This is a genomic window from Arthrobacter sp. zg-Y916 (assembly GCF_020907385.1).
Taxonomy (GTDB): Bacteria; Actinomycetota; Actinomycetes; order Actinomycetales; family Micrococcaceae; genus Arthrobacter_B; species Arthrobacter_B caoxuetaonis.
The window spans coordinates 171,673-194,701 of the sequence record NZ_JAJJOD010000003.1 but is presented as its reverse complement, the minus strand read 5'-3'; the positions used below and the strand labels follow the sequence as shown (position 1 = coordinate 194,701).

The 23,029-nt window shown below is 65.2% G+C and carries 21 protein-coding genes; 14 read left to right on the top strand and 7 right to left on the bottom strand.

Going from position 1 to position 23,029, the window contains the following annotated elements:
• Positions 1–3: 3 nt before the first annotated feature.
• Entirely contained in the window at positions 4–1,362 is a 1,359-nt protein-coding gene (locus tag LOC59_RS07895) for a TetR/AcrR family transcriptional regulator (RefSeq protein WP_229971366.1), read from the bottom strand.
• 272 nt (positions 1,363–1,634) lie between these two features.
• Between LOC59_RS07895 and holA the strand changes: the two genes are divergently transcribed.
• Positions 1,635–2,654 carry a DNA polymerase III subunit delta gene (gene holA / locus LOC59_RS07890; protein ID WP_229971364.1) on the top strand — a complete coding sequence of 340 codons (1,020 nt, stop codon included), beginning with the start codon at positions 1,635–1,637 and terminating at the stop codon, positions 2,652–2,654.
• A gap of 23 nt (positions 2,655–2,677) precedes the next feature.
• Complete coding sequence (locus LOC59_RS07885) at positions 2,678–3,337, top strand: pentapeptide repeat-containing protein (protein ID WP_229971362.1); 660 nt, start codon at positions 2,678–2,680, stop codon at positions 3,335–3,337.
• A 39-nt stretch (positions 3,338–3,376) separates the two neighbouring features.
• Here the strand turns inward: LOC59_RS07885 and LOC59_RS07880 are convergent, their stop codons facing one another.
• The 3 genes from LOC59_RS07880 to LOC59_RS07870 form a co-directional block, all read right to left on the bottom strand.
• The gene (locus LOC59_RS07880; protein WP_229971360.1) at positions 3,377–4,360 is read right to left on the bottom strand and encodes a reductase; all 984 of its coding nucleotides are present in this window, start codon (positions 4,358–4,360) and stop codon (positions 3,377–3,379) included.
• Between the two features lie 115 nt (positions 4,361–4,475).
• The gene (gene rpsT, locus LOC59_RS07875) at positions 4,476–4,736 is read right to left on the bottom strand and encodes a 30S ribosomal protein S20 (protein WP_227895771.1); all 261 of its coding nucleotides are present in this window, start codon (positions 4,734–4,736) and stop codon (positions 4,476–4,478) included.
• Positions 4,737–4,935: 199 nt separating this feature from the next.
• A complete protein-coding gene (locus LOC59_RS07870) occupies positions 4,936–5,487 on the bottom strand; it encodes a type II toxin-antitoxin system PemK/MazF family toxin (protein ID WP_229971358.1) in 552 nt (183 codons plus the stop codon).
• Between the two features lie 196 nt (positions 5,488–5,683).
• Between LOC59_RS07870 and lepA the strand changes: the two genes are divergently transcribed.
• Together lepA and hemW are read left to right on the top strand one after the other, a co-directional pair.
• The gene (gene lepA / locus LOC59_RS07865) at positions 5,684–7,537 is read left to right on the top strand and encodes a translation elongation factor 4 (protein WP_227895773.1); all 1,854 of its coding nucleotides are present in this window, start codon (positions 5,684–5,686) and stop codon (positions 7,535–7,537) included.
• Positions 7,534–8,763, top strand: coding sequence for a radical SAM family heme chaperone HemW (hemW, locus tag LOC59_RS07860; RefSeq protein ID WP_229971349.1), 1,230 nt, complete (start codon positions 7,534–7,536; stop codon positions 8,761–8,763). Before lepA ends, hemW begins: the two co-directional genes overlap by 4 nt.
• 134 nt (positions 8,764–8,897) lie before the next feature.
• Here hemW and LOC59_RS07855 read toward each other — a convergent pair whose 3' ends face one another.
• Positions 8,898–9,326, bottom strand: a complete 429-nt coding sequence (locus tag LOC59_RS07855; RefSeq protein ID WP_227895775.1) for a DUF4870 domain-containing protein — start codon at positions 9,324–9,326, stop codon at positions 8,898–8,900.
• 152 nt (positions 9,327–9,478) lie between these two features.
• A complete protein-coding gene (locus LOC59_RS07850; RefSeq protein WP_227916714.1) occupies positions 9,479–10,321 on the bottom strand; it encodes a DUF3097 domain-containing protein in 843 nt (280 codons plus the stop codon).
• Positions 10,322–10,487: 166 nt separating this feature from the next.
• On the opposite strand from LOC59_RS07850, the gene hrcA reads away from it, so the two are divergent.
• From hrcA to LOC59_RS07835, 3 genes are all read left to right on the top strand, one after another.
• Positions 10,488–11,501, top strand: a complete 1,014-nt coding sequence (hrcA, locus tag LOC59_RS07845) for a heat-inducible transcriptional repressor HrcA (RefSeq protein WP_229971347.1) — start codon at positions 10,488–10,490, stop codon at positions 11,499–11,501.
• A gap of 88 nt (positions 11,502–11,589) precedes the next feature.
• A complete protein-coding gene (gene dnaJ / locus LOC59_RS07840) occupies positions 11,590–12,726 on the top strand; it encodes a molecular chaperone DnaJ (protein WP_229971345.1) in 1,137 nt (378 codons plus the stop codon).
• A gap of 17 nt (positions 12,727–12,743) precedes the next feature.
• Entirely contained in the window at positions 12,744–13,523 is a 780-nt protein-coding gene (locus LOC59_RS07835; protein WP_227916715.1) for a 16S rRNA (uracil(1498)-N(3))-methyltransferase, read from the top strand.
• Positions 13,524–13,559: 36 nt separating this feature from the next.
• Here LOC59_RS07835 and LOC59_RS07830 read toward each other — a convergent pair whose 3' ends face one another.
• A complete protein-coding gene (locus LOC59_RS07830) occupies positions 13,560–14,471 on the bottom strand; it encodes a GerMN domain-containing protein (protein WP_227895780.1) in 912 nt (303 codons plus the stop codon).
• Between the two features lie 407 nt (positions 14,472–14,878).
• Here LOC59_RS07830 and LOC59_RS07825 point away from each other — a divergent pair, with 407 nt between their 5' ends.
• From LOC59_RS07825 to recO, 7 genes are all read left to right on the top strand, one after another.
• A complete protein-coding gene (locus LOC59_RS07825) occupies positions 14,879–15,913 on the top strand; it encodes a PhoH family protein (RefSeq protein ID WP_227895781.1) in 1,035 nt (344 codons plus the stop codon).
• The gene (ybeY, locus tag LOC59_RS07820) at positions 15,913–16,386 is read left to right on the top strand and encodes an rRNA maturation RNase YbeY (protein WP_227895782.1); all 474 of its coding nucleotides are present in this window, start codon (positions 15,913–15,915) and stop codon (positions 16,384–16,386) included. Before LOC59_RS07825 ends, ybeY begins: the two co-directional genes overlap by 1 nt.
• Positions 16,387–16,406: 20 nt before the next feature.
• On the top strand, positions 16,407–17,717 hold the full coding sequence (locus tag LOC59_RS07815; RefSeq protein WP_423721696.1) for a hemolysin family protein: 1,311 nt from the start codon (positions 16,407–16,409) through the stop codon (positions 17,715–17,717).
• Complete coding sequence (era, locus tag LOC59_RS07810; protein WP_227895784.1) at positions 17,710–18,639, top strand: GTPase Era; 930 nt, start codon at positions 17,710–17,712, stop codon at positions 18,637–18,639. The genes LOC59_RS07815 and era overlap by 8 nt, the downstream gene beginning before the upstream one ends.
• Before the next feature lie 96 nt (positions 18,640–18,735).
• Entirely contained in the window at positions 18,736–20,262 is a 1,527-nt protein-coding gene (locus LOC59_RS07805) for an LCP family protein (protein WP_227895785.1), read from the top strand.
• Positions 20,263–20,441: 179 nt separating this feature from the next.
• The gene (leuA, locus tag LOC59_RS07800; RefSeq protein WP_227895786.1) at positions 20,442–22,193 is read left to right on the top strand and encodes a 2-isopropylmalate synthase; all 1,752 of its coding nucleotides are present in this window, start codon (positions 20,442–20,444) and stop codon (positions 22,191–22,193) included.
• 83 nt (positions 22,194–22,276) lie between these two features.
• Positions 22,277–23,029, top strand: coding sequence for a DNA repair protein RecO (gene recO, locus LOC59_RS07795; RefSeq protein WP_227895787.1), 753 nt, complete (start codon positions 22,277–22,279; stop codon positions 23,027–23,029).

The following is a 23,029-nucleotide window of genomic DNA, read 5'->3' as shown; positions in this document are numbered from 1 at the left end:
AGGTCAGGCAGATTCCGCGGTATTGTCCGGCGCGCGGTCTTCGAGAACGGTACGCAGGTCGTCCATGGCGGCTGCGAACGTCGCTGCACTTGCTTCCGGATCCCCGGCAACAGCGAGCCAGCCTGCACGAAGAACCGAGACTCCGGCGTAGGCCGCATTCGAAGCAAGCACTGCTTCAGCTGCAGGCTGGCCCGGAAGCCGGGCATGCTGCGGATTGGCGATGAGCCAGTCCCGCACAACGTTCATAAGCGCTTCCCCGGCGTCGACGAGCGTGGCGGTCCCCGCATCACGTGCAGCCTGCTCCTTGAGCGCCAGTTCAGTGCGCAGGCGGGCCACGTCGGGATTCACCCTGCCCCGGATCAAAGACGCGGCCATGAGTGCGAACACGCCCGTCGGAAGATCGTTGCCGTGCGGAGCGAGCACCTCCGCCGCTGCGGCGCCGGTGAGAATTTCGAGGGGCCGGCCAACGATCGCAGCTTCCCGGGCCGGGAAGTAATTGAAGAAAGTGCTGCGGGAGACCACCGCCTCCCGGCAAATCTCGTCTACCGTCACTCCCGCAAAACCGCGCTCGAGGGCAAACCGCACTGCCGCGAGTTCAAGGCGGCTCTCCGTGTCGCGGCGTTTACGCTCGCGCAGGCCCGTGGCCGGTACCTCCTCCGCCGGCACCGGAAGCTTTAGGATTTCCGCCGGACCGGGAGGGGCGGGCTCCCGCAGGCCGACCAGTGTCCGCAGGGACTCGATGACGCAATGGCAGGCTGCCAGCGGGTCCGGGACCTCGCGCAGCGGGATGCTCCAGCCACCGGTCACCGCCTGCATGGCGGCATAGACAGCAGTGACCGCCAGGGTTGCTTCAACGCGCGGCCTGCCGGGCAGCCGTGCTGACTCGGGATGCGCGGTGAGCCAGGCCTCCGCAGCTTCGGTCAGGTTGTTCTGCACCAGGATCAGTCCGGCCGAATACTGCCGGAGGGCGGCGGGCTGCCCAGCCAGCAGCCGCGCACGGGCGGTGCGGAGTTCGGGACCGGTGGCGAAGCTCGCTACGGCCGGGACCACCAGGTCCAGCAGGCCATCGACAGGGGAGCCCGGATGCCCCGACATTGCGCGGTCTGTCTGCTCCGGGGTGGGTGCGCCGATGGTTCGCCCGATAATCGCAGCATCCCGCGACGAGTAGTAGTTGAAAAAGGTGCTTCGCGAAACACCTGCAGCCGAGCAGATCATTTCGACCGTGACGCGGTCAAAACCAAGTTCGAGGGCGGCTTCCACGGCGGCGGCGGCGATGGCCTGGTCCGTTGCCTTCTGCCGGCGCACGCGTGCCGAAACAGGATGTCCGTCTGCGGCCTTGCCCATCGCGTTCCTCTCAATCACTTCGCTACCTTAGCCGGGGGCGGCCCGGACATAAAAGCAGGCTGAGTGGATGGTGTCCAGGGATTTGACCCCACCCGAGTTTATCCGGACTTCCCGGTAATCCGAGCCGGGCGGTGGCCGCAGTGCCGGGACCGGCCGGCCACCGCCCGGCCACCGCCCGCGCTTCGGCCGACGTGTGGTTGAAACGACGCTGCTGAGAGTTGGTCCCGGGCGTGCCGCATGGCAATCTTGGGAGTGACCCTCCCCGTTCCCAGTTCAGGAGCAGTGCATCCGTGAATCCGGCCGTACCCAAGAAGTCTTCCGCGAAGCCGGCGGCGGGGACAGTCTCCTGGCGGCAGGCTGCTCCGGCACCGGTTGTCCTGCTCACCGGACCGGAGGACTACCTGGCCGGACGCGCCATGGAGAACATCCGGCTGCAGCAGCGCAGCCAGGCACCTGACACCGAGGTCATCCGGGTCGACGCCGCTGCTTACACTGCCGGGGAACTCACGCTGATTGCCAGCCCTTCGCTTTTTGGTGAAGCCAAGCTCATCGAAGCCAGCAACTTGGCCCACATGAGCGAGGAATTCCTCATTGACACGCTGGCCTACCTTCGGGATCCCGCACCTGACACCGTCTTAGTCCTCCACCACTCGGGCGGCAACCGCGGCAAGAAGCTGCTCGATGCCGTGAAAGCGGCCAAGTCTCCGGTTATCGACTGCCAGCCGTTCAAGAAGGATGCGGACAAGGCTGACTTCGTCACTCAGGAATTCCGCACTGCCAAGCGGCGAATCGACGCCGGGGCTGTGCGGGCCCTGGTCAGTGCGGTCGGTTCCAGCCTTTCCGAGTTGGCGGCCGCGTGCCAGCAGCTCATAAACGATGCACCCGGCGAGATCACCGAAGAGACGGTCGAAAAGTACTACGGCGGCCGGGTTGAAGCTACGGCCTTCAAAGTGGCCGACGCCGCACTGGCCGGGCGCGCGGGCGCAGCCCTGTCCATGCTGCGCCACGCCCTGGCCACGGGCGTGGATCCCGTTCCGCTGGTGGCGGCACTGGCCATGAAGGTCCGCGGCGTTGCCAGGGTCGCGGACCTCCGCGGTTCCTCCGCATCGCTCGCCAAGGACCTTGGCATGGCGCCCTGGCAGGTGGATCAGGCCCGGCGGGACGCCCAGCGGTTCTCCTCCGAGTCCCTCATTAGGGCTGTCCAGGTGCTGGCTGAAGCCGATGCGCAGGTCAAAGGCGCCGGCCGGGACCCGGTGTACGCCGTCGAGCGTGCCGTCACCGTCATCGCACTGGCTGCCTCCGGCCGGTAGCGCAGCCCCAAACGAAGGACACCATGGCTGGGAAAGCACTTGCCGCTCCGCGAATTGGCCGCATCACCCTTCCCGTGCTGGAAGCGGGCGATCCAGAGGGGCTCCGGCCGCACGGGCGTTACGACGGCGAGAGCTACACCGGCGGTGACCTCAGCGGACGCGTCCTTGACGGCATTTCCTTCAGCGAGTGTGAGCTGGTCAGCATCTATGGACACGAGGCCAGTCTTCGGAACGCCCGGTTCCTGGATACCAGGATCGAGCGGTTCAACGCTCCCGTCCTCACCGCGCCCGGCCTGGTTCTTCGCGACGCCGCCGTTGAGGGCTCCCGCATAGGTTCCGCCGAGGCCTTCTCCTCGCAATGGAATTCAGTCCGCATTTCCGGCAGCAAACTCGATCTCCTGAACCTGCGCGGATCGGTGCTCAGGGACGTGTCCTTTAACGACTGCGTCATCGGAGAACTCGATCTCAGCGGAGCCAAACTCACCCGTGCCTCTTTTGAAGGCACCCGGATCGACACCCTGGTGCTGGACCAGGCAGTCCTTGAACATGTTGATCTCCGAGGGGCAGCGATCCGCGGCATCTCCGGCGTTGGGTTCCTCCGCGGCGCAACTCTCAGCGCGCTGCAGCTGGAAGAGATGGCAGCCATGCTTGCCGACCATCTGGGGATCAGGGTGGAGGGCTAACGCGGGCGTAGAGCCGCAGGGCCCCGCCGGCTGATGGTTTCAGCTGTGCTCCGAGGCCAGCATCCCCAGCAGTTCCAGCTCTTCTGCGCGGCTGAGCCCGGAGCTGCGGGGCCGGTCCAGTCCGCGGTCCCTCTCGTCCTGCAGGACCCGGTCCAGCGTGTGGCTGAGCAGTGCCGGCTCTCCGCCCTCAGCCTGGAAAGCTCTGTTGCTGCGCAGGGCAAAGCCGGCGTCGGCCGCGGGCAGCCACAGCGGCAGCGACCTCAGTCCCGACCAGTACCTTACGTTCCTGCCCAGCAGCCAGGCCTCCGGCGCGGTGATCATTTCACCGCTGAAACCGGCGGCTTCGGCAGCGAGCTCCAGGACCTCGCGAAGCAGGTGGCTGTCTCCCGTGGCGTTGAATACCCCGGTCAGTCCGCGGGCCCCCGCAGCTGCCAGCCAGGACGCCAGGTCACCGGCCTCCAGGACCTGCACCGACAATTCATCGAGTCCCGGCACCAGGGCCGGACCACTGCCGGCCAGCGCGAAGCGGGCCGGCCAGTAGCCAAAGCGGTCGCTCGGATCTCCCGCTCCGGCAAGGAGCCCGGGCCGGATGATCAGCAGCCGGTCCCCGAGCGCCTGGGAACTGAGACGCTCAGCGGCGGCTTTTGCCTGGGCATAGTCTTCCGCCCCGACGGACTCCACCAGTGCGGCAGACTCATCCGCGCCGGGAACCGAATCGTCAGCGTAGACAGAGACGGAGGATACGAGTGTCCAGTGGGCCGCCGTCGGGCCGAGTGCCCGCAACGCGCCGGAGACAAGCGTGGCCTCGTACGCCAGTTCGATCACTTCGTCCCATGGCTGGCCTTTCACTTCCGTGTAAGCGTCCGGCAGCAGGCGGTCCCTCACAATGAGTTCAGCGCCGGCGGGCGGGGTTCCCGAGGTGCCGCTGGAGAGGCACGTTACGGTGTCGCCCCGGTCCAGCAGCTGCCGGGCGATTTCCCGGCCGAGCCAGGCTGTCCCTCCGAGAATCAGTACTCTGCGCATGGAGCCAGTAAAGCACTGCGGGACTGAGGTGGGGGAGGCGGGTTGTGCACGACTTTAAAGCAGTGTGGCCGGCCCCGAAGGACCGGCCACACTGGTAAGACTAAGAATTCACCGCTTAGAGCGCGTTGACCTTCTTGGAGATGGCCGACTTGCGGTTAGCCGCGTTGTTCTTGTGGATAACGCCCTTGCTGACAGCCTTGTCCAGCTTGCGGGTAGCAGCCTGGAGTGCTGCCTGAGCGGCATCCTTGTCAGCAGCGGTGACAGCGGTATCCACGTTGCGGATCAGCGTCTTCAGCTCGGACTTCACCGAGTTGTTGCGCTGGCGCGCCTTCTCGTTGGTGAGGATGCGCTTCTTCTGGGACTTAATATTGGCCACTTATAAACTCTCTTTGTATTGCGGACTTGGTCGGTGAGGGAATTTCAGACCAGACATTGACTGAGCGGCGTGGGGATACCGTAATGGCGCCCGGCCTGAAGTGCCCGTCGACCTGCGCGGACACACAGCAATAAATGTTAGCAGAACTTTGGCGCGGATGCGTGATCCGCACAGCAGTCCGGCTCCGGACGGAGGAAAGCTATCGGCGACGCGCGGCGAGGCGTGCAGCCACTTTCCCGAACACTGCACGGTCGACGACGGCGCCCTGCCGCCGGATCGCTGACGGGTCCAGCTGCAGGACCCGGTCGAGCTTCACTTCGCTGGGACGGCCCCGGCTGTCCCACGGGCCGGATCCGATGTCGAGGTAGTCAGGATCAGTTTCCGCCGAGTTGTTGCGGTCCCGCGTGGTCATCATCAGCGCCAGCAGCTTCTCCCCGTGCCGGCCGATGAGAAGCACCGGGCGGTCCTTGCCCTGGCTCGGATCATCTTCGTACGGGACCCAGGCCCAGACCACCTCACCGGGATCGGGCCTCCCGTCCGGGTGGGGGTCGTAGACGGGGGAGAGCGGGCCCTGGTAATCACCGGGTCCGCTCCGGGCGGCGCTGGTGGAGGCCTGTACCGGCGCCGCAGCCGGCACGCGGCGGGAGGTCGGGGCGGGCGGTGCCGGGCGGGACGGACCGGGGGAAAGGTGCCGTGCTGCCCGCAGTGCCATGCGGGCGAGTCCGAGGAGGTTTCGGGAGGAAAAAGCCATGCCTGCATCTTAGGCTTCACGGCCTGCGCCGGAGTTCGGGACCGGCAGGCCAAACGTGGGAGACTGTTAACTTAGAAACGAATCCACTCCGAACAATCCCTGCGCAAGGTCCAGGACAACCCGCCCTCCGGGCAGCACAACAGCTGCAGTGCGGGGTTAATGGACGGCCGGCGCAAACAGTAAAGGAACCGCCACAGTGTCACCTCTGGCCCGCTTCTCACCGGTGCCTGCCGCGACGGATCCGGCGATCATCAGGAACTTCTGCATCATCGCCCATATCGACCATGGCAAGTCCACCCTGGCTGACCGCATGCTCCAGCTCACCGGGGTTGTCCAGCAGCGCGACATGAAGGCGCAGTACCTGGACCGCATGGACATCGAACGCGAACGCGGGATCACCATCAAGTCCCAGGCCGTGCGGATGCCCTGGGAACTGGACGACACGTCCTACGCCCTGAACATGATCGACACCCCGGGCCACGTGGACTTCACTTACGAGGTGTCCCGGTCACTGGCAGCCTGTGAGGGTGCAGTGCTTCTGGTCGACGCCGCCCAGGGCATCGAGGCCCAGACGCTGGCCAACCTCTACCTGGCGATGGAGAACGACCTCACCATCATTCCGGTCCTGAATAAGATCGACCTCCCGGCAGCGCAGCCGGAAAAGTACGCCGAGGAGCTGGCGCACCTGATCGGCGGTGATCCGGCGGACGTGCTGAAGGTCTCCGGCAAGACCGGCGTCGGCGTTGAAGCCCTGCTGGACCAGATCGTCCGTGACATTCCCGCACCGGTCGGCGACCCCAACGCACCGGCACGCGCCATGATCTTCGATTCGGTCTACGACACCTACCGCGGCGTGGTCACGTACGTTCGCGTGGTTGACGGCAAGCTCTCGCCCCGCGAACGCGTGCAGATGATGTCCACCCGCGCCAGCCACGAACTGCTGGAAATCGGTGTCAGCTCGCCGGAACCCACACCCTCCAAGGGCCTGGGTGTCGGCGAGGTGGGTTACCTCATCACCGGCGTGAAGGACGTCCGGCTCTCCAAGGTTGGTGACACGGTCACCAACCTCGCCAAACCGGCAGCCGAATCGCTGCCCGGCTACGCCGATCCCAAGCCAATGGTGTTCTCGGGGCTTTACCCGATCGACGGCGCCGACTATCCGGTGCTGCGCGATGCGCTGGAAAAACTGATGCTCAACGACGCCGCGCTGGTATACGAACCCGAGACCTCGGCGGCACTGGGCTTCGGTTTCCGTGTGGGTTTCCTTGGCCTGCTGCACCTGGAAATCACCCGCGAACGGCTCGAGCGCGAGTACAACCTGGACCTCATCTCCACCGCACCGAACGTGGAGTACGAGGTGACGCTCGAGGACAACAAGGTGGTCACAGTGACCAACCCGAGCGAGTACCCGGAAGGCAAGATCAAAGAGGTCCGCGAGCCGATGGTGTCCGCGACCATCCTGGCACCGAACGAATTCGTTGGCGCCATCATGGAGCTGTGCCAGGCCCGCCGCGGCGTCCTGGGCGGCATGGACTATCTCTCTGAGGACCGGGTCGAGATCCGGTACCGCCTGCCGCTGGCCGAAATCGTCTTCGACTTCTTCGACATCCTGAAGTCCAAGACACGCGGTTATGCCTCGCTGGACTGGAAGGCCGACGGCGATCAGGTGGCCGACCTGGTCAAGGTGGACATCCTGCTCCAGGGTGAGCAGGTGGATGCCTTCAGCTCCATCACCCATAAGGACAAGGCCTACTCCTACGGCGTCATGATGACCGGAAAGCTCCGGGAGCTGATCCCGAGGCAGCAGTTCGAGGTGCCGATCCAGGCCGCCATCGGCTCGCGGATCATTGCGCGTGAATCCATCAGGGCCATCCGCAAGGACGTGCTTGCCAAGTGCTACGGCGGCGATATCAGCCGTAAGCGCAAGCTGCTGGAGAAGCAGAAGGAAGGCAAGAAGCGGATGAAGATGGTGGGTCGCGTCGAGGTTCCCCAGGAAGCCTTCGTCGCCGCACTGTCCTCCGACGAGTCCAAGGACAAATCCAAGAAGTGACTCCCAGCGCACTGCCCCTCGGGGATCCCGCGCCAAAGGACGGAATCCTGCCGGCCCAGGCTGCCACCGAGGCAGCCGGGCGCCGGTTCGGTCTCTACGTCCATATCCCGTTCTGCGCCGTCCGCTGCGGCTACTGCGATTTCAACACCTACACCGCCACGGAACTTGGCGGAGGTGCCTCGCAGGTTGAGTACGCGGCGACGGCGCAGCAGGAAGTGCGTTTCGCCGCCGGTGCCCTGAAGGCCTCCGGCGTTCCGCACCGGCCGATCGAAACTGTCTTCTTCGGCGGAGGAACACCGACCCTGCTGCCGGCCGAAGACCTGGCAGCCATCCTTGGCACCGCCGTCGAACAGTGGGGACTCGCCCCGGGCGCCGAAGTGACCACCGAAGCCAATCCCGATTCAGTCACGCCGGAATCGCTGCAGCTGCTCGCTGACGCCGGATTCACCCGGGTGTCTTTCGGGATGCAGTCCGCCGTCCCTCATGTGCTGGCGGTCCTGGACCGGACGCACACGCCGTCGCGGGTGCCTCAGGCCGTGAAGTGGGCGCGCGACGCCGGCCTCAAGGTGAGCGTGGACCTGATCTACGGCACACCGGGGGAGTCCCTGGCGGACTGGAAACACTCCGTTGAGGAAGCGCTCAGCTACGAACCGGACCATATTTCGGCCTATGCCCTGATCATCGAAGACGGCACCAAGCTGGCGGCACGGATCCGCCGCGGCGAGGTTCCGCCCATCGACGACGACGACCATGCGGACAAATACCTGCTGGCCGATGAACTCTTCGGAGCAGCTGGACTCGGCTGGTATGAGGTCAGCAACTGGGCGCGGACGCCGTCGGATGAATGCCGGCACAACATGGCGTACTGGCGCAGCGATGACTGGTGGGGTGTAGGTCCCGGTGCACACTCGCACGTCGGCGGTATCCGCTGGTGGAACGCAAAGCACCCCACTGCCTACGCAGGCCGGATCGCGGCGGGGGAATCCCCTGCAGTCGGCCGGGAAACGTTGGATGCTGACACCCGTTACCTCGAAGACGTCATGCTCCGCGCCCGGCTTGCCGAAGGGATTTCCCGTGACCGGCTGTGCCCGGAGGGCCGCCTTGCGGTGGCCGGACTCATCGCCGACGGCTTGGTTGATCCCCGGGCTGCCATGGCCGGAACCGTCCTGCTGACGCTGAAGGGGCGCCTGCTGGCTGACGCCGTCGTGCGCCGCCTGCTTCCCTAAGCCCGCTCAACACGGCCCGCCCGCCCAACGCAAAGACCCGCCGTCCCCTCAAGGGACGGCGGGTCTTTTGGTGCGGTGGGTCTTTTAGTGCACGGCCGGAGCCGTCAGCGCTTGATGCGTCAGCGCTGGATGCGTCAGCGGATCCGGCGCAGGTTGAAGCGGTAGCGGTACGGACGCCCGCGGTTGCATTCGATGCCCGCAATGACCGAAGCCACGGCGACGGCAATCCAGATAAGGGCATTGAAGACCGCGAAAAAGCCGCCCACGACGGGGATGAAGGACAGCAGCCAGGCCACCAGCGCCAGGATGGTGGGAGGCAGGGTAAAGTTCAGCGCTTCCTTGGATTCCTGCGCAGTGAACGGGCCGCGGTCGCGGAAGACCAGGTAAATGATGAGGGACGGCACAAAGCCCAGGATGCCGCCGAAATGGGACAGCGTGGCCCACTGACGGTCTTCGGAAGCAGTCAGCGGAAGGGCATTGGCGGGTGCACCCTGGTAGTCCGGGCGCGCTGGGGAACCGTGGTTTTCCGGTCGCTGCGGATGGTTCTGGCGTGTGTTGGACACAGTTGCATTCCTTTAACTCTCAGATGACGCAGGGTTCGCACCCACGGGTACCTGTTGTTCATCAAGGGTACTGGGTTCAGCGGCGTACACAGGCAAACACACCTGCGGCGGAGCGCCGCAGCGAGCGGAGAGCGCCGCGGACGGCTGTCGCGCTAGGGCACGGTGAGGAAATCGATGACCTCTTCGACCCGCCCCAGGAGGGTCGGCTCCAGATCCGCATAGGTCCGCACGGCGCCCAGGAGTTTCTTCCAGCCCATGGCGACGTCGGTGTGGTCACGGTGCGGCCAGCCGAGTCCTTTCAGGATGCCGGTCTTCCAGTCTTCCGAACGCGGGACCACGGGCCAGGCCTGCAGACCGATGACGTGGGGTTTGATCGCCTGCCAGACGTCTACGTAGGGATGGCCAACGATCAGGACGTTCGCTGCCGCACCGGGAACGGCCATCGCTGCGGCCGCGATCCTGGATTCCTTTGACCCCGGCACCAGGTGGTCCACCAGGATTCCCAGCCGCCGTCCTGGCCCGGGGGAGAAGTCCCGCACCGCCGCAGCCAGGTCATCCACGCCGTGGAGGGGCTCGACGACGATGCCTTCAACGCGCAGATCGTCTCCCCAGACTTTTTCCACCAGCTCAGCGTCGTGTTTGCCCTCAACCCAGATGCGGCTGGCCCGCGCGGTCCGGGCCCGCTGGTTCGCGACGGCGACCGAGCCGGACGCCGTTCGCTGCACTGTCGGGGCTGAGGACTTTACTGCCGGAACCACTTCCACGGGTTCGCCTTCAAGGAGGAAGCCGAAACCCAGTTCAAAGGATTTAGTGCGACCCCGGGCGTCTTCAAGCACCATGAGGTGCAGGCCCCCGGACTTTTCCGTCCGCAGGACGGCGCCTACCCAGCCGGTTTGGACATCTTCCAGCACAAGGCCCTTCTCGGCGCCGACCTGCCGGAGCGCTTTCCGGACCGGGGCAGAGATATCCCTCGGTCCCCATTCAAAGTTCGGCACGGGGTTTCCTCGTTCCTGGACACGGGGCGGAGCGCCGGCGGTCTCGCAGGCACGGGAGATTCAATGCTAGCAACGGCATCGGAACGTATTAGACTTAGCACTTGAGTATGCCGAGTGCTAATCCGCGCGAAAGTGCCGCAGGAGCTTCAACGAGGGAGGGAAAACCATGAGTGAACCACGCCGGCTCGAGGTGCTCCGGGCCATTGTTGAAGATTATGTCCATTCCCGGGAACCTGTGGGTTCCAAGGCCCTGGTAGAGCGGCACCAGCTCGGCGTCTCCTCCGCCACCATCCGCAACGACATGGCGGTCCTCGAAGAAGAGGGCCTGATTGTTGCGCCGCATACTTCTGCCGGACGCATCCCGACTGACAAGGGGTACCGGCTCTTCGTTGACCAGCTATCGGACCTGAAGCCGCTGTCGAGCGCCGAACGCCGTGCCATCCAGAACCTGCTTGAGGGCGCCGAGGACATTGATGACGTCCTGGACCGGACAGTGCGCCTGCTGGCCCAGCTGACCAACCAGGTCGCCGTCGTCCAGTACCCGCATCTGGGCAACGCCAAGGTGCGGCATATCGAGTTCGTCCTGCTGGCACCGGCACAGGTGCTGGTAGTCCTGATTTCCACCACGGGCCGGGTTGAGCAGCGGGTCATCACCGTTCCCTCCCCGGTCACTGAGCCTGCCCTGCACGAACTCCGCCAGCACTTCCTGCAGGGACTGGCCGGAACCTCCCTGACGCGTATCACCAGCCACCTCGCCGACTGCCTGGCAACGGTGCCGGTACAGCTGCGCGGCACCGCGGGGGCGCTCGGCCGCTGCCTGGAACAGCTTGCGGGCATCAACCGCGAGGACCGGATGGTCATGGCAGGAACGGCGAACCTGGCCCGTGCCACCGGAGATTTCCCGTTGACCATCGGACCGATCCTTGAAGCACTTGAGGAACAGGTGGTCATGCTCCGCCTGCTTTCAGAGATGGAGCAGGACGCCAGGGGCGTCTCCGTCCGCATCGGTTCGGAGAACCCCTACGGCTCTCTCTCCGAGGCCTCCGTGGTAGCCACTGGGTACGGCCCGGACGCGTCCGCTATGGTAGGAATCCTTGGTCCCACACGAATGGACTATCCCAATACCATGGCTGCGGTCCGCGCCGTCGCCCGCTACCTTTCCCGGGTCCTGAACGAGTGACCCGGAGCGGCAGCCCCTCGGGGTGCCGTCGAAAAGACAAAACCCGCCCCTATAACGGGGTACGCAATACAGGAAGCGATGTGCACGAGTGAGTGATCACTACCAGGTACTCGGCGTCAGCCGGGATGCCACCGGCGAGGAAATCAAAAAGGCGTACCGCAAGCTTGCCCGCAAGCTGCATCCTGATGTCAACACCGCTCCCGGAGCCGCTGACGAGTTCAAGGCAGTGTCCCACGCCTACGAAGTCCTCTCCGACCCGCAGAAGCGGCGGATCTATGACACCACCGGCCAGGAGAACGGCACCGACAACGGTTTCGGCGGCGGCTTCAGCGGCCAGGGCTTCGGCTTCCAGGACATCTTCGATACGTTCTTCGGCGGCGGCGCCGGCGGCGGGCGGGGACCGGCTTCGCGTACCCGCCGAGGCCAGGACGCGCTCATCAACGTCCGCATCGACCTGAAGGACGCCGTTTTCGGCACCAACAAGAAGATCGACGTCGAAACCGCTGTCCTCTGCCCCACCTGCGACGGTTCGTGCTGCCAGCCCGGCACCTCCCCGCGCACCTGCGATATCTGCCACGGCACGGGTCAGGTCCAGCGTGCGGTCCGGTCCATCCTCGGCCAGGTCATGACCACTGCTCCCTGCGGTTCCTGCCAGGGGTTCGGCACCATCATTCCCGACCCTTGCCACGAGTGCGCCGGGGAAGGCCGGGTCCGCAGCCGCCGCACGCTGACGATCAAGGTCCCCGCCGGCGTGGCCACAGGCACCCGCATCCAGCTCAGCGGCCAGGGTGAGGCCGGCACGGCCGGCGGGCCCCAGGGTGATCTCTACGTGGAAATCCGCGTCAACGCGGATCCGGTGTTCGTCCGGGAAGGCGACGACCTGCATGCAACGCTGACCGTCCCCATGACCGCGGCAGCGCTGGGAACGGTCATCACCATGGAAACGTTCGACGGCGCCCGGGAAATCAGCATCAAGCCGGGCACCCAGTCCGGCGAAGTGACCACCCTCAAGGGCCTGGGCGTCACCCACCTGCGCGGCTACGGCCGAGGGGACCTGATGGTCCACGTCCAGGTCGAGACGCCGCAGAAGCTCGACGCCGAGCAGGAAGAACTCCTCCGCCGGCTCGCCGAACTGCGCGGCGAACAGTGCGCCGAAGGCCGCGTCGGGGGCACCAGCAGCCCGGGTGTCTTCGCCAAGCTCCGCGACCGCCTCGGCAACCACTAGCCGCAGACGGGTACTTCATGACCAACCCGATCTTTTTTGGCGACCCCGAACAGGTGGCAGCGGCGGCACCGGGAGGCGTCTTCACGCTGACCGGCCCGGAGGCGCGGCATGCCGTGTCGGTCAAGCGGCTGGCTCCGGGCGAGGACGTTGACATTGTCGACGGCGCCGGGATCCGGCTGCGCGGAACTGTCCGCTGCGCTGAGCCTGCCCTGCTGGAGATCGAGGTCAGCGAAGTCCAGTCCGAGCCGGCCCCGGTTCACGAGTTCATCCTGGTCCAGGCCCTGGCCAAAGGGGACCGGGATGAGCAGGCCATCGAGGCAGCTACCGAGCTCGGGGTCGACGCCGTCATTCCGTGGCAGTCAGAACGCAGCATTGTGCGGTGGCGGGCCGAGAAGGCAGCGAAGGGACGGGCGAAGTGGCAATCGGTCGTAACGTCAGCAGCCAAGCAGTCCCGCCGTTCCCGGCTGCCCGTCGTCCTGGACGTCGCTGATACCAAGATGCTGCCGCAGCGGCTGGCAGGCATGGACCTGGTGCTCGTCCTGCACGAAGAGGCGGACACTGGACTGGTCAACGCGGTGGAGTCGCTGGAGCTGCAGGGGCAGGATCGTGCACCGGGGGACCGGGTTTCCATTGCCGTGGTGGTTGGCCCCGAGGGCGGGATCTCTCCCGCGGAACTCGAGTCCCTGCGCGCTGCCGGTGCCCTCACCGTGCGCCTTGGGCCGCATGTGCTCCGCTCTTCAAGCGCCGGCCCGGCAGCACTGGTGCTGCTGAACCATTTGCTGGGCCGCTGGTCCTAACTGCTCCAGATGCCGGGGCAGGCCGGAGCGCGCGGGTCAGTAGACAGTAATGCGCTTCGAATCCTCGTTGGCACCATCGCCGTGGAAGACCCGCAGGTTGTATTCGCCCGGTTCCAGTTTGATGCTGACTTCGAACAGTGCCGTTTCGCCGGTAGCGGCGTCGAGTGCGACTCTGCCCGTGGTGGCGGCTGACGTATCCGGACGTCCCTTCACGATCGGCTCGACGCTCCAGGAAAGCTTCTCCTCCCGGACCACGGCGGAACCGGTGACGGTGACGGAGGTTTCGACGCCGTCGCCTTCCTGGGGATCGATGATCCAGATCGGCGCGGGCAGCAACTTGTCCCGCTCGAGCGGTTTTTCCAGCAGCTCGTGGCCGAAGGCCTGGTAGCCTGCCTTGCCGTCCACCAGGACAATCACGCTGGTGCTGTACCCCGCCGTCGTGAGCCCGGCGTTGGCCGCAGCAGCCGTGGCGGTGTACACCAGCTGCTGAACGGCCCGGTGGGCCATGCCTGCGTCAAGTGAGGCCTTGAAGGCGTCGGAAGTGATGTCCACGGTGATGATGTTCTTGCTCGAAATTGAGGCGGTCACTTCAGACGCCGGCTGCCAGGGCGTGAAATAGTCGCTGTCACGGGGGACCTGCGCCGTCATGGCCTGTACTGCTTCGCCAATCGGGTCGCCCGTGTTCTCGGACGGCAGGAATTCCCGGTACAGCTGGATGTCGGACTCGTTCTGGGCCAGCCAGTAGACCGGCATGACAACTTTCGACGCCGTTGCCTCCGCGGGAGCTGAGACCGCCATGGGCAGCCCCTCGGACGCCGAGGATTTGCTGAACGAATCGGGCATCGACGTGGTCGGCAGCTCTGCGACGACACCGCAGCCGGGGAGGATGAACGGAACTGCCGCTGCGAGGAGGAGGACACGGACGCGGGTCTGCCGTTGTTTTGCCATAGCCGTCCCTGCCTTCCGTTGCTCAGTGCCCGCAGTCCGGGGACCGGGCGGTGCATGTGGGGGAGCGTCCGGAGCGGGGATCCGGTCGCAGCACGACCCCCAGCTTGGCACAGCCCGCGGCCCGAAAACGGTGAGTTAACTGTTCTGGGATGGGACTGAAACCTGATTGAGACCGAGCCGATGCAAAGCCGAGACAAACCGCGTAATCCACGTCACGGACCCTTCCCGTGCCCGTTGCGGCTACACTCCTGCTGCCATGGCGGCACGGCGTGGCGCAGATCAAGTAAGATTAAATGAGGTGTGCGCGCGGAATTACTCCGGGAGCCTGCCGGGGAAAACATTCCGTTTTTCAGCTTTAGACCAAGATGACCTGATAAGGGGCGATGAGAGGCCGAGGGGCCGTATATATGACCGAATCTTCAGCAGGAATCGGCACCATCCGCGAGGACCAGCAGACGATTGTCTTTGACTCCACGGAGCATATGGTCCAGTCTCTGGGCGCGAATGACGAGGCTTTGAGAGTCATCGAGTCCGCCTTCCCCGAGGTCAACCTCCACGTCCGGGGCAACGAACTCTCTGTCTCAGGCCCGGCGCCTGCCGTTGACCGGACCGTCCGCCTGGTGAATGAGGTCCGGGTCCTGGCGCGCCACCAGACCCGTGTCACGCCGCAGGTGCTGGAACAGCTCATCACCATGCTCAGGGACCAGACCGCCGAACGTCCGGCCGAGGTGCTGACGCAGAACATCCTTTCCACCCGCGGACGCACCATCCGGCCCAAGACGCTGAACCAGAAGAACTACGTTGACGCGATCGACCGCAACACCGTGGTCTTCGGGATCGGTCCGGCAGGTACGGGCAAGACCTACCTTGCCATGGCGAAGGCCGTACAGGCGCTGCAGCAAAAGGAAGTCAACCGGATCATCCTCACGCGTCCTGCTGTCGAAGCGGGGGAGCGGCTTGGCTTCCTCCCGGGAACGCTGAACGACAAGATCGACCCCTATCTGCGGCCCCTCTATGACGCCCTGCACGACATGATGGATCCTGAATCCATTCCCCGCCTGATGGCCGCCGGCACCATTGAAGTGGCACCGCTGGCCTACATGCGCGGCCGTACCCTCAACGACGCGTTCATCATCCTGGACGAGGCGCAGAACACGACGCCGGAACAAATGAAGATGTTCCTGACCCGCCTGGGCTTCGGTTCCAAAATGGTGGTTACCGGCGACGTCACCCAGGTGGATCTTCCCGGCAGCACCGTTTCAGGGCTGCGGATCGTCCATGAAATCCTGGACGGGATCGAGGACGTACAGTTCTCGGAGCTCACAGCCACGGACGTGGTCCGGCACCGCCTTGTCAGCGACATCGTCACGGCCTACGGCGAATGGGACGAGGAACGCCGTTCCCGCACAGCCTCCCGCAGTGCGGGCCAGGAGAAGAAGTAATGAGCATTGAAGTAAACAACGAGTCCGCCCTGGAAGCCGACGAGGAAGCACTCGCGCGGCTGGGCCGCTACCTGCTGGACGCCCTGTACGTGCATCCCGAGGCTGAGCTGTCGATCATCCTGGTGGACGAAGACGCCATCGAGAAGCTGCACATCGAATGGATGGACCTGCCCGGTCCCACCGATGTCCTCTCCTTTCCCATGGATGAACTCCGCCCCGGTTCCCCCGGACGGCCGACTCCCGCAGGAGTCCTGGGCGACATAGTCCTCTGCCCGCAGGTTGCCGCCCGCCAGGCGGAGACGGCCGGCCACAGCACTGACGATGAGCTTGCCCTGCTGACTACGCACGGTGTCCTGCACCTGCTGGGGTACGACCACGCCGAACCTGAAGAGGAAGCCGAAATGTTCGGTCTCCAGCGGCAGCTCCTTTCCGGCTATCTGGGCAAGGACGCCCCGAAGGAGACACGCAGTTGAGCGTAGGCGTGCTGCTGGTGATGGCCATAGCCTTTACGGTCCTGGCCGGACTCCTCACCGCCGCCGAAGCTGCCTACGGCTACCTTCCCCGCCACGAGGCCGAGGCACTGCTGACCGGCAGGGCCGGGAAACCGCTGCAGCGGATCCTCAAGGCGCCGGTCGCCCACATGCACGCCCTGCGGTTCTGGCGCGTGTGGTTCGAAATGGCGACCGCCGTGTCCGTTGCCATGGCTTTCCAGCTGATGGTGAACAACCTGTGGCTCGCAGGGCTCCTGGCAACCGTGACCATGGCCGGTGTCGGGTTCGTGCTGGTGGGTGTTTCTCCGCGCCAGATCGGGCGCAGGCACGTTACCGGCGTCGTTGTGCTGACTGCCGGCCTGGTGAGCCTGCTGCGCATCATCCTCGGACCCATCCCGGGCTGGCTGGTGAAGATCGGGTCCGCAGTGGCTCCGGGAACCCAGGGTCCGGATGCAGCCTTCTTCACGGAAGAGGAGTTCCGGGAACTGCTGGACCGGGCCTCCGAGGCCGACATGATCGAGAACAATGAGGCGGAGCTGATCCACTCCGTCTTCGAACTCGGCGACACCAAGGTCCGGTCCGTGATGGTGCCGCGCACGGACATGGTCTGCATCGACTCCGGTTCCACCCTCCGGCAGGCGATGTCACTGTTCCTGCGCTCCGGCTACTCCCGGGTGCCGGTCATCGAGGACAGCGCAGACCAGATCGTCGGAATCCTTTACCTCAAGGATGTGGCGGCGCAGCTGCACGGACGTGCACCCGAGGCGTCCTCCCAGCCGGTCGACGGACTCTGCCGCCCCGTGCGGTACGTGCCCGAATCCAAGGCAGTGGGTGAACTGCTCCAGGAGCTCCAGCGCGAATCCACCCATGTGGCGATCGTCATCGATGAGTACGGCGGAACCGCGGGCCTGGTGACGCTTGAGGACCTCATTGAAGAGATCGTCGGCGAAATCGTGGACGAATACGATTCCGAACGCCCCGAGATCGAAAACCTGGGCGGGGGCAGGTTCCGGATCAGCTCCAAGGCAGGCATCGACGACCTTGGCGAGCTCTTCGAAACGGACCTGGAAGATGACGAGGTCGACACAGTAGGCGGTCTCCTCGCGAAGGCGCTCGGCCGCGTGCCGATCGTCGGCAGCGAAGTAGTCGTCGAAGGAATCGTCCTCCACGCCGAGCGGCTGGAAGGCCGCCGCAACCGGGTCTCCCACATCCTCGCCTGGAAGCAGCCGAACGGGCAGCAGCCCGAGAACTCAACGCCGGAGAAGCATCCGGCCGGAACGAAATCAACAGAACTGGTACCCCGAAATGACTGAGCCAACTTTCCGCGCCGGATTCGTCTCCCTGGTAGGACGGCCCAACGCCGGCAAATCCACCCTGACCAACGCGCTGGTGGGGCAAAAGGTGGCGATCACCTCAGCCAAGCCGCAGACGACCCGCCACACCATCCGGGGAATCGTGCACCGCGAGGATTCACAGTTGATCCTGGTGGACACCCCGGGGCTCCACCGGCCGCGCACGCTGCTGGGCCAGCGCCTCAACGACCTCGTGGCTGACACGCTCGCTGAAGTCGATGCGATCGGCTTCTGCCTCCCTGCCAACGAAGCAGTGGGCCCCGGTGACCGCTACATCGCGAACCAGCTGGCCGCGCTCAAGGGCAAGCCCATCATCGCGCTGGTCACCAAGACCGACCTGGTGGACCGTGCCGCCCTGGCCAAACAGCTCATGTCCGTCACAGCCCTGGGCAACGAGGTCCGCGGCGAGGCCGGCTGGGCCGATGTGGTGCCGGTTTCCGCAGCTGACGGTTTCCAGGTGGACACGGTGGCCGACGTCCTGGCCTCCCACATGCCCGCCTCGCCTCCGTTGTACCCCGACGGTGAACTCACCGACGAACCCGAAGCCGTCATGGTGGCTGAACTGGTCCGCGAAGCCGCCCTTGAAGGGGTCCGCGATGAACTTCCGCACTCCCTGGCCGTCGTCGTGGAGGAAATCGTGCCGCGTGAGGGGCGCAGCGCGGAAAACCCCCTTCTTGACGTGCGCGTGAACCTCTACGTTGAACGGTCTTCGCAGAAAGCGATTATCATTGGGCGGGGCGGAGCACGCCTGCGCGAGGTCGGAACGAACGCCCGCCGCGGCATCGAAGCACTGCTGGGAACCAGGGTCTACCTGGACCTGCACGTCAAGATCGCCAAGGACTGGCAGCGTGATCCCAAGCAGCTGGTGAAGCTGGGCTTCTAGAAGCACCAAGCCAGCTTCTTCACAGGAGCGCCCCGTACACTTTGTTCATCCATTTTCGCTTGCCCGAATACTACTGATCCGTGGGAGGGACCGGCCATGACAGCACGCCGTGCCGCAACAGGTCCTCATCCCTCCGCGCCCTCAGGGAACCGCCGCCGGCGGCAGGCCGTGCCCGGCAGCCGGCACCTCGGCAGCCGCGCCGCCAGGGGAGGCCACCCTGTCCTGGCCACCCTCGCGGTGCTGCTTTCCCTCACCCTGGTCTCCGGGCTCGCGTTCGCAGGTATCCAGCTGATGCGGCTGCAGAGCAACTTCGATACCAAGCCGCTGAACATCGGACAGGGCCAGGATCAGTTCCCGGCGGACACAAACACTGACGCCATGCAGATCCTCGTCCTCGGAACGGACAACCGCGAGGGCCAGGACTCCAACAACTCGGACGTCATGATGCTGGTGAACATGGCTGCGGACCGCTCCCACGTCACGGTGGTCAGCTTTCCCCGCGACCTGCTGGTGCCGCTGCCCGCCTGTACGGATCCGGAGTCCGGGATGCAGTACCAGGAAATGGCCCTGGGGCAGCTCAACGGCGCCCTTGGAAACGGCGGACCCGGCTGCACCGTCGCTGCGATTAACGAACTCACCGGCCTGAACGTCGACCACTTCATGATGGCCGATTTCAATGCCGTGAAGGAACTCTCCAATACGCTCGGCGGGGTGGAGGTGTGCGTCAACCAGCCGGTGGACGATCCGCTGTCCGGCCTGAACATCCCGGCGGGTGTGTCCAGCGTCCAGGGCGACCAGGCCCTCGCCTTCCTCCGGACACGCCACGGATTCGGCGACGGCGGCGACGAGGGCCGTATCAAGGCACAGCAGAGCTTCATGGCCTCCATGGTCCGGAAGGTGCAGGGCGAGGGTACGCTGAACAACCTTCCCCGGCTCTACTCAATCGCGGAGACGGTGACGAAAAACCTGACGGTCGACGAGGGACTGACCGATGTTTCAACCCTGATTGCCCTGGCCGGCCGCCTCAAGGACGTCGACCTCGGCAATGTAGCCTTCGTGACCGTGCCCGTGGCACCCTACGCGCTGGACCCCAACCGCCTGGTACTCGACGAGGCGGCGGCAAAGCCGCTCTTCGACAGGCTCGTCTCGGACCAGTCGGTCACCGGCGGGGAAGAGGCTGAGGCTCCGGCTTCAGAAACCGCCACGCCAGGCACCCCTTCGGCCACGCCCGCGCAGGCACCCGAAACCATTGACCCGGCAACTATTCCGGTGACCTTCCTGGACGGAATCAGCGGCGAGCCCACCGGCCGTGACGCTGAGCTGGCGCGGTACCTCCTGAGTGAGGGATTCACCCAGGCTGTGGCCGGCGGGCTCTCCCAGGGCACGACTCCCGGAACCCAGATCTTCTACGCCTATGGCTACGAGGAAATGGCCAACCAGGTTGCCGCAGAGCTGAACATCCCCGCTTCCCAGGTGGCACTCAGTGCCGTGGTGAGCGGCGTCGTCGTTCAGGTTGGTGCGGACTTCACGACCGGCACCGCCATGGATGAGACCGGCGACCTTGGCGGACTCACGGGACAGACGGCGGCGCAGGTTACGTGCCAGAGCGCCTTCGGTTACTGAGCTTTCAGTAGCCCCGGCACCACCGTGTTAGTCTGGGCACGTGCGCGCAGAGATCCTCCTTCTTAGCTGCCGCGGCGAGGCCACACAAACAACTGTTTAGGCCGAACCCTCGCTGCGGAGTTTGTGTTGCCCGGCCACCATTTCTGAAGCTCTCCAAAGAAAAGGCCACCCCAGACATTATGCGAAACGCACAGCAGCCCTCCGGCATGCCGATCCACAAGTACGTTCCTTTCCAGGACCAGATTGTCGTGGACCTTCCGGACCGCACCTGGCCGGACAAGGCCATCACCAAGGCTCCGCGCTGGTGCGCGGTGGATCTCCGCGACGGCAACCAGGCGCTGATCGACCCCATGACTCCCGAGCGCAAGCACAAGATGTTCGACCTGCTGGTGAACATGGGCTACAAGGAAATCGAGGTCGGTTTCCCGTCCGCGTCCCAGCTCGACTTTGATTTCGTCCGCCAGCTGATCGAAGGCGACCGGATCCCGGACGATGTCACCATCCAGGTCCTCACCCAGTCCCGCGAACACCTCATCGAGCGGACCTACGATGCGCTCGAAGGCGCCGACCGGGCGATTGTCCACCTCTACAACTCGACCTCCGTCCTGCAGCGCAAAGTGGTCTTCAACACCGACCAGGACGGCATCGTGGACATCGCGCTCACCGGTGCACGGCTCTGCAAGAAGTACGAAGAGCAGCTGCGCGGCATCGACGTCACGTACGAGTACTCGCCTGAGTCCTACACCGGCACCGAACTGGACTTCGCGCTGCGGATCTCCAACGCCGTCGCCGAGGTGCTGGAAGCGTCCCCTGACCGGCAGATGATCCTCAATCTCCCCGCAACGGTGGAGATGGCGACTCCGAACGTCTACGCAGATTCCATCGAGTGGATGCACCGCAACCTCGCCAACCGCGACTCCATCATCCTTTCCCTGCATCCGCACAATGACCGGGGCACCGGAGTAGCCGCGGCAGAACTGGGCTATCTGGCAGGCGCCGACCGGATTGAGGGCTGCCTCTTCGGGAACGGCGAACGCACTGGCAACGTTGACCTGATCACCTTGGGCATGAACATGTTCAGCCAGGGAATCGACCCGCAGATCGATTTCTCCAACATGGACGAGATCCGCCGTACGGTCGAATACTGCAACCAGCTGCCCGTGCCGGAACGCTCGCCCTACGGCGGAGACCTGGTCTTCACTGCCTTCTCCGGCTCCCACCAGGACGCCATCAAGAAGGGCTTTGAGTCCATGGAGAAGGATGCCGCTGCGGCCGGCAAGTCTGTTGACGAGCTGCAGTGGGGCGTCCCCTACCTGCCCATCGACCCCAAGGACATTGGCCGCAGCTACGAGGCCGTGATCCGCGTAAACTCCCAGTCCGGCAAGGGCGGCGTTGCCTACCTGCTCAAGAGCGAGCACAACCTGGACCTGCCGCGCCGGGCTCAGATCGAGTTCTCCGGTGTCATCCAGCGCCGCACCGACACCGTGGGCGGCGAAGTCACCGGAGCCGAGCTCTGGCGTGTGTTCCAGGATGAGTACCTGCCGATCACGCCCGAATCCGACGGCGAGGCCTGGGGGCACTACGCACTCACCTCCGTCACTGCAGACACCGCTGAGAACGGGTCGTTCCTGCTCACCGCCAGCCTTCGCGCAGGCGGCGGCATCCCGCAGCGCCGGGTTGCCTCGGGCACCGGTCCGATCGATGCGCTCCTGCAGATCCTCAGCCAGGACGGCGTGGACGTGCGCCTGCTCGACTACAGCGAGCACGCCCTGTCTGCCAGCGGCAACGCCATGGCTGCGGCCTATGTTGAACTTGCCGTCGGTGAGCGCGTGCTGTGGGGTGTTGGCATCGACTCCAACACCACCCTTTCTGCCCTGAAGGCAGTGATCTCTGCGGTCAACCGGGCGATCCGCGACAGCGCCGGCGCCTAGCCTTATTCTTCTCGCACCGCACGGAAAGGGCGCGCCCGGCCGCAACTGCAGCCGGGCGCCCCTGTGCGTGGGAAAATAGGGAAGTGGCCACCAAATCGTTCGCTTCGCGGACCTACCGGGACGAAGCCGTTGTCCTGCGCACCCACAAACTGGGTGAAGCGGACCGGATCGTAATCCTGCTGACCCGCAACCACGGGCAGGTCCGGGCCGTCGCCAAAGGGGTCCGGCGTACCTCGAGCAAATTCGGTGCGCGGCTTGAGCCCTTTATGGTGGTGGACCTGCAGCTCTCCCACGGGCGCAGCCTGGACATCGTTACCCAGGCCCAGACCAAAGGTGCCTACGGTGCCGGAATCGCAGCAGACTACGCGCGTTACACGGCAGCGGCCGCCATCGCCGAGACAGCGGAGCGCCTGACGGACGTCGACGGCGAATCAGCCAACGCCCACTACCATCTGGTGATCGGTGCCATGGCAGCACTGGGCAGGGGAGCGCACGCTCCAGAACTCATTTTGGACTCCTACCTGCTGCGGGCACTGTCCACTGCCGGCTGGGCGCCAAGTTTCACGGCTTGTTCCCGCTGCGGCGCAGCGGGACCGCATACGGCGTTCTCGGCCCCGCTGGGCGGAGCGGTCTGCCCGGCCTGCCGGCCGCCCGGCTCGGCTTCCCCGTCGGCCGAAACCATGTCGCTGTTGTCTGCGCTGCTCACCGGAGACTGGGAGTCGGCGGATGCGGCAGGACCACAACCAAGGCGCGAATCGGCCGGGCTGGTAGCGAGCTACCTTCAGTGGCACCTGGAACGCGTCGTGAAATCCCTTCAACATGTGGAGCGTGTATAG

Excerpts from the sequence above, each read along its gene's own strand:
- LOC59_RS07870 (WP_229971358.1), bottom strand. The coding sequence starts at position 5,487 with ATGGCTTTTTCCTCCCGAAACCTCCTCGGACTCGCCCGCATGGCACTG.
- ybeY (WP_227895782.1), top strand. The coding sequence starts at position 15,913 with ATGAGCATTGAAGTAAACAACGAGTCCGCCCTGGAAGCCGACGAGGAA.
- LOC59_RS07880 (WP_229971360.1), bottom strand. The coding sequence starts at position 4,360 with ATGCGCAGAGTACTGATTCTCGGAGGGACAGCCTGGCTCGGCCGGGAA.
- LOC59_RS07815 (WP_423721696.1), top strand. The coding sequence starts at position 16,407 with ATGGCCATAGCCTTTACGGTCCTGGCCGGACTCCTCACCGCCGCCGAA.
- LOC59_RS07830 (WP_227895780.1), bottom strand. The coding sequence starts at position 14,471 with ATGGCAAAACAACGGCAGACCCGCGTCCGTGTCCTCCTCCTCGCAGCG.
- LOC59_RS07825 (WP_227895781.1), top strand. The coding sequence starts at position 14,879 with ATGACCGAATCTTCAGCAGGAATCGGCACCATCCGCGAGGACCAGCAG.
- LOC59_RS07885 (WP_229971362.1), top strand. The coding sequence starts at position 2,678 with ATGGCTGGGAAAGCACTTGCCGCTCCGCGAATTGGCCGCATCACCCTT.
- hrcA (WP_229971347.1), top strand. The coding sequence starts at position 10,488 with ATGAGTGAACCACGCCGGCTCGAGGTGCTCCGGGCCATTGTTGAAGAT.
- LOC59_RS07835 (WP_227916715.1), top strand. The coding sequence starts at position 12,744 with ATGACCAACCCGATCTTTTTTGGCGACCCCGAACAGGTGGCAGCGGCG.
- LOC59_RS07805 (WP_227895785.1), top strand. The coding sequence starts at position 18,736 with ATGACAGCACGCCGTGCCGCAACAGGTCCTCATCCCTCCGCGCCCTCA.
- era (WP_227895784.1), top strand. The coding sequence starts at position 17,710 with ATGACTGAGCCAACTTTCCGCGCCGGATTCGTCTCCCTGGTAGGACGG.
- leuA (WP_227895786.1), top strand. The coding sequence starts at position 20,442 with ATGCGAAACGCACAGCAGCCCTCCGGCATGCCGATCCACAAGTACGTT.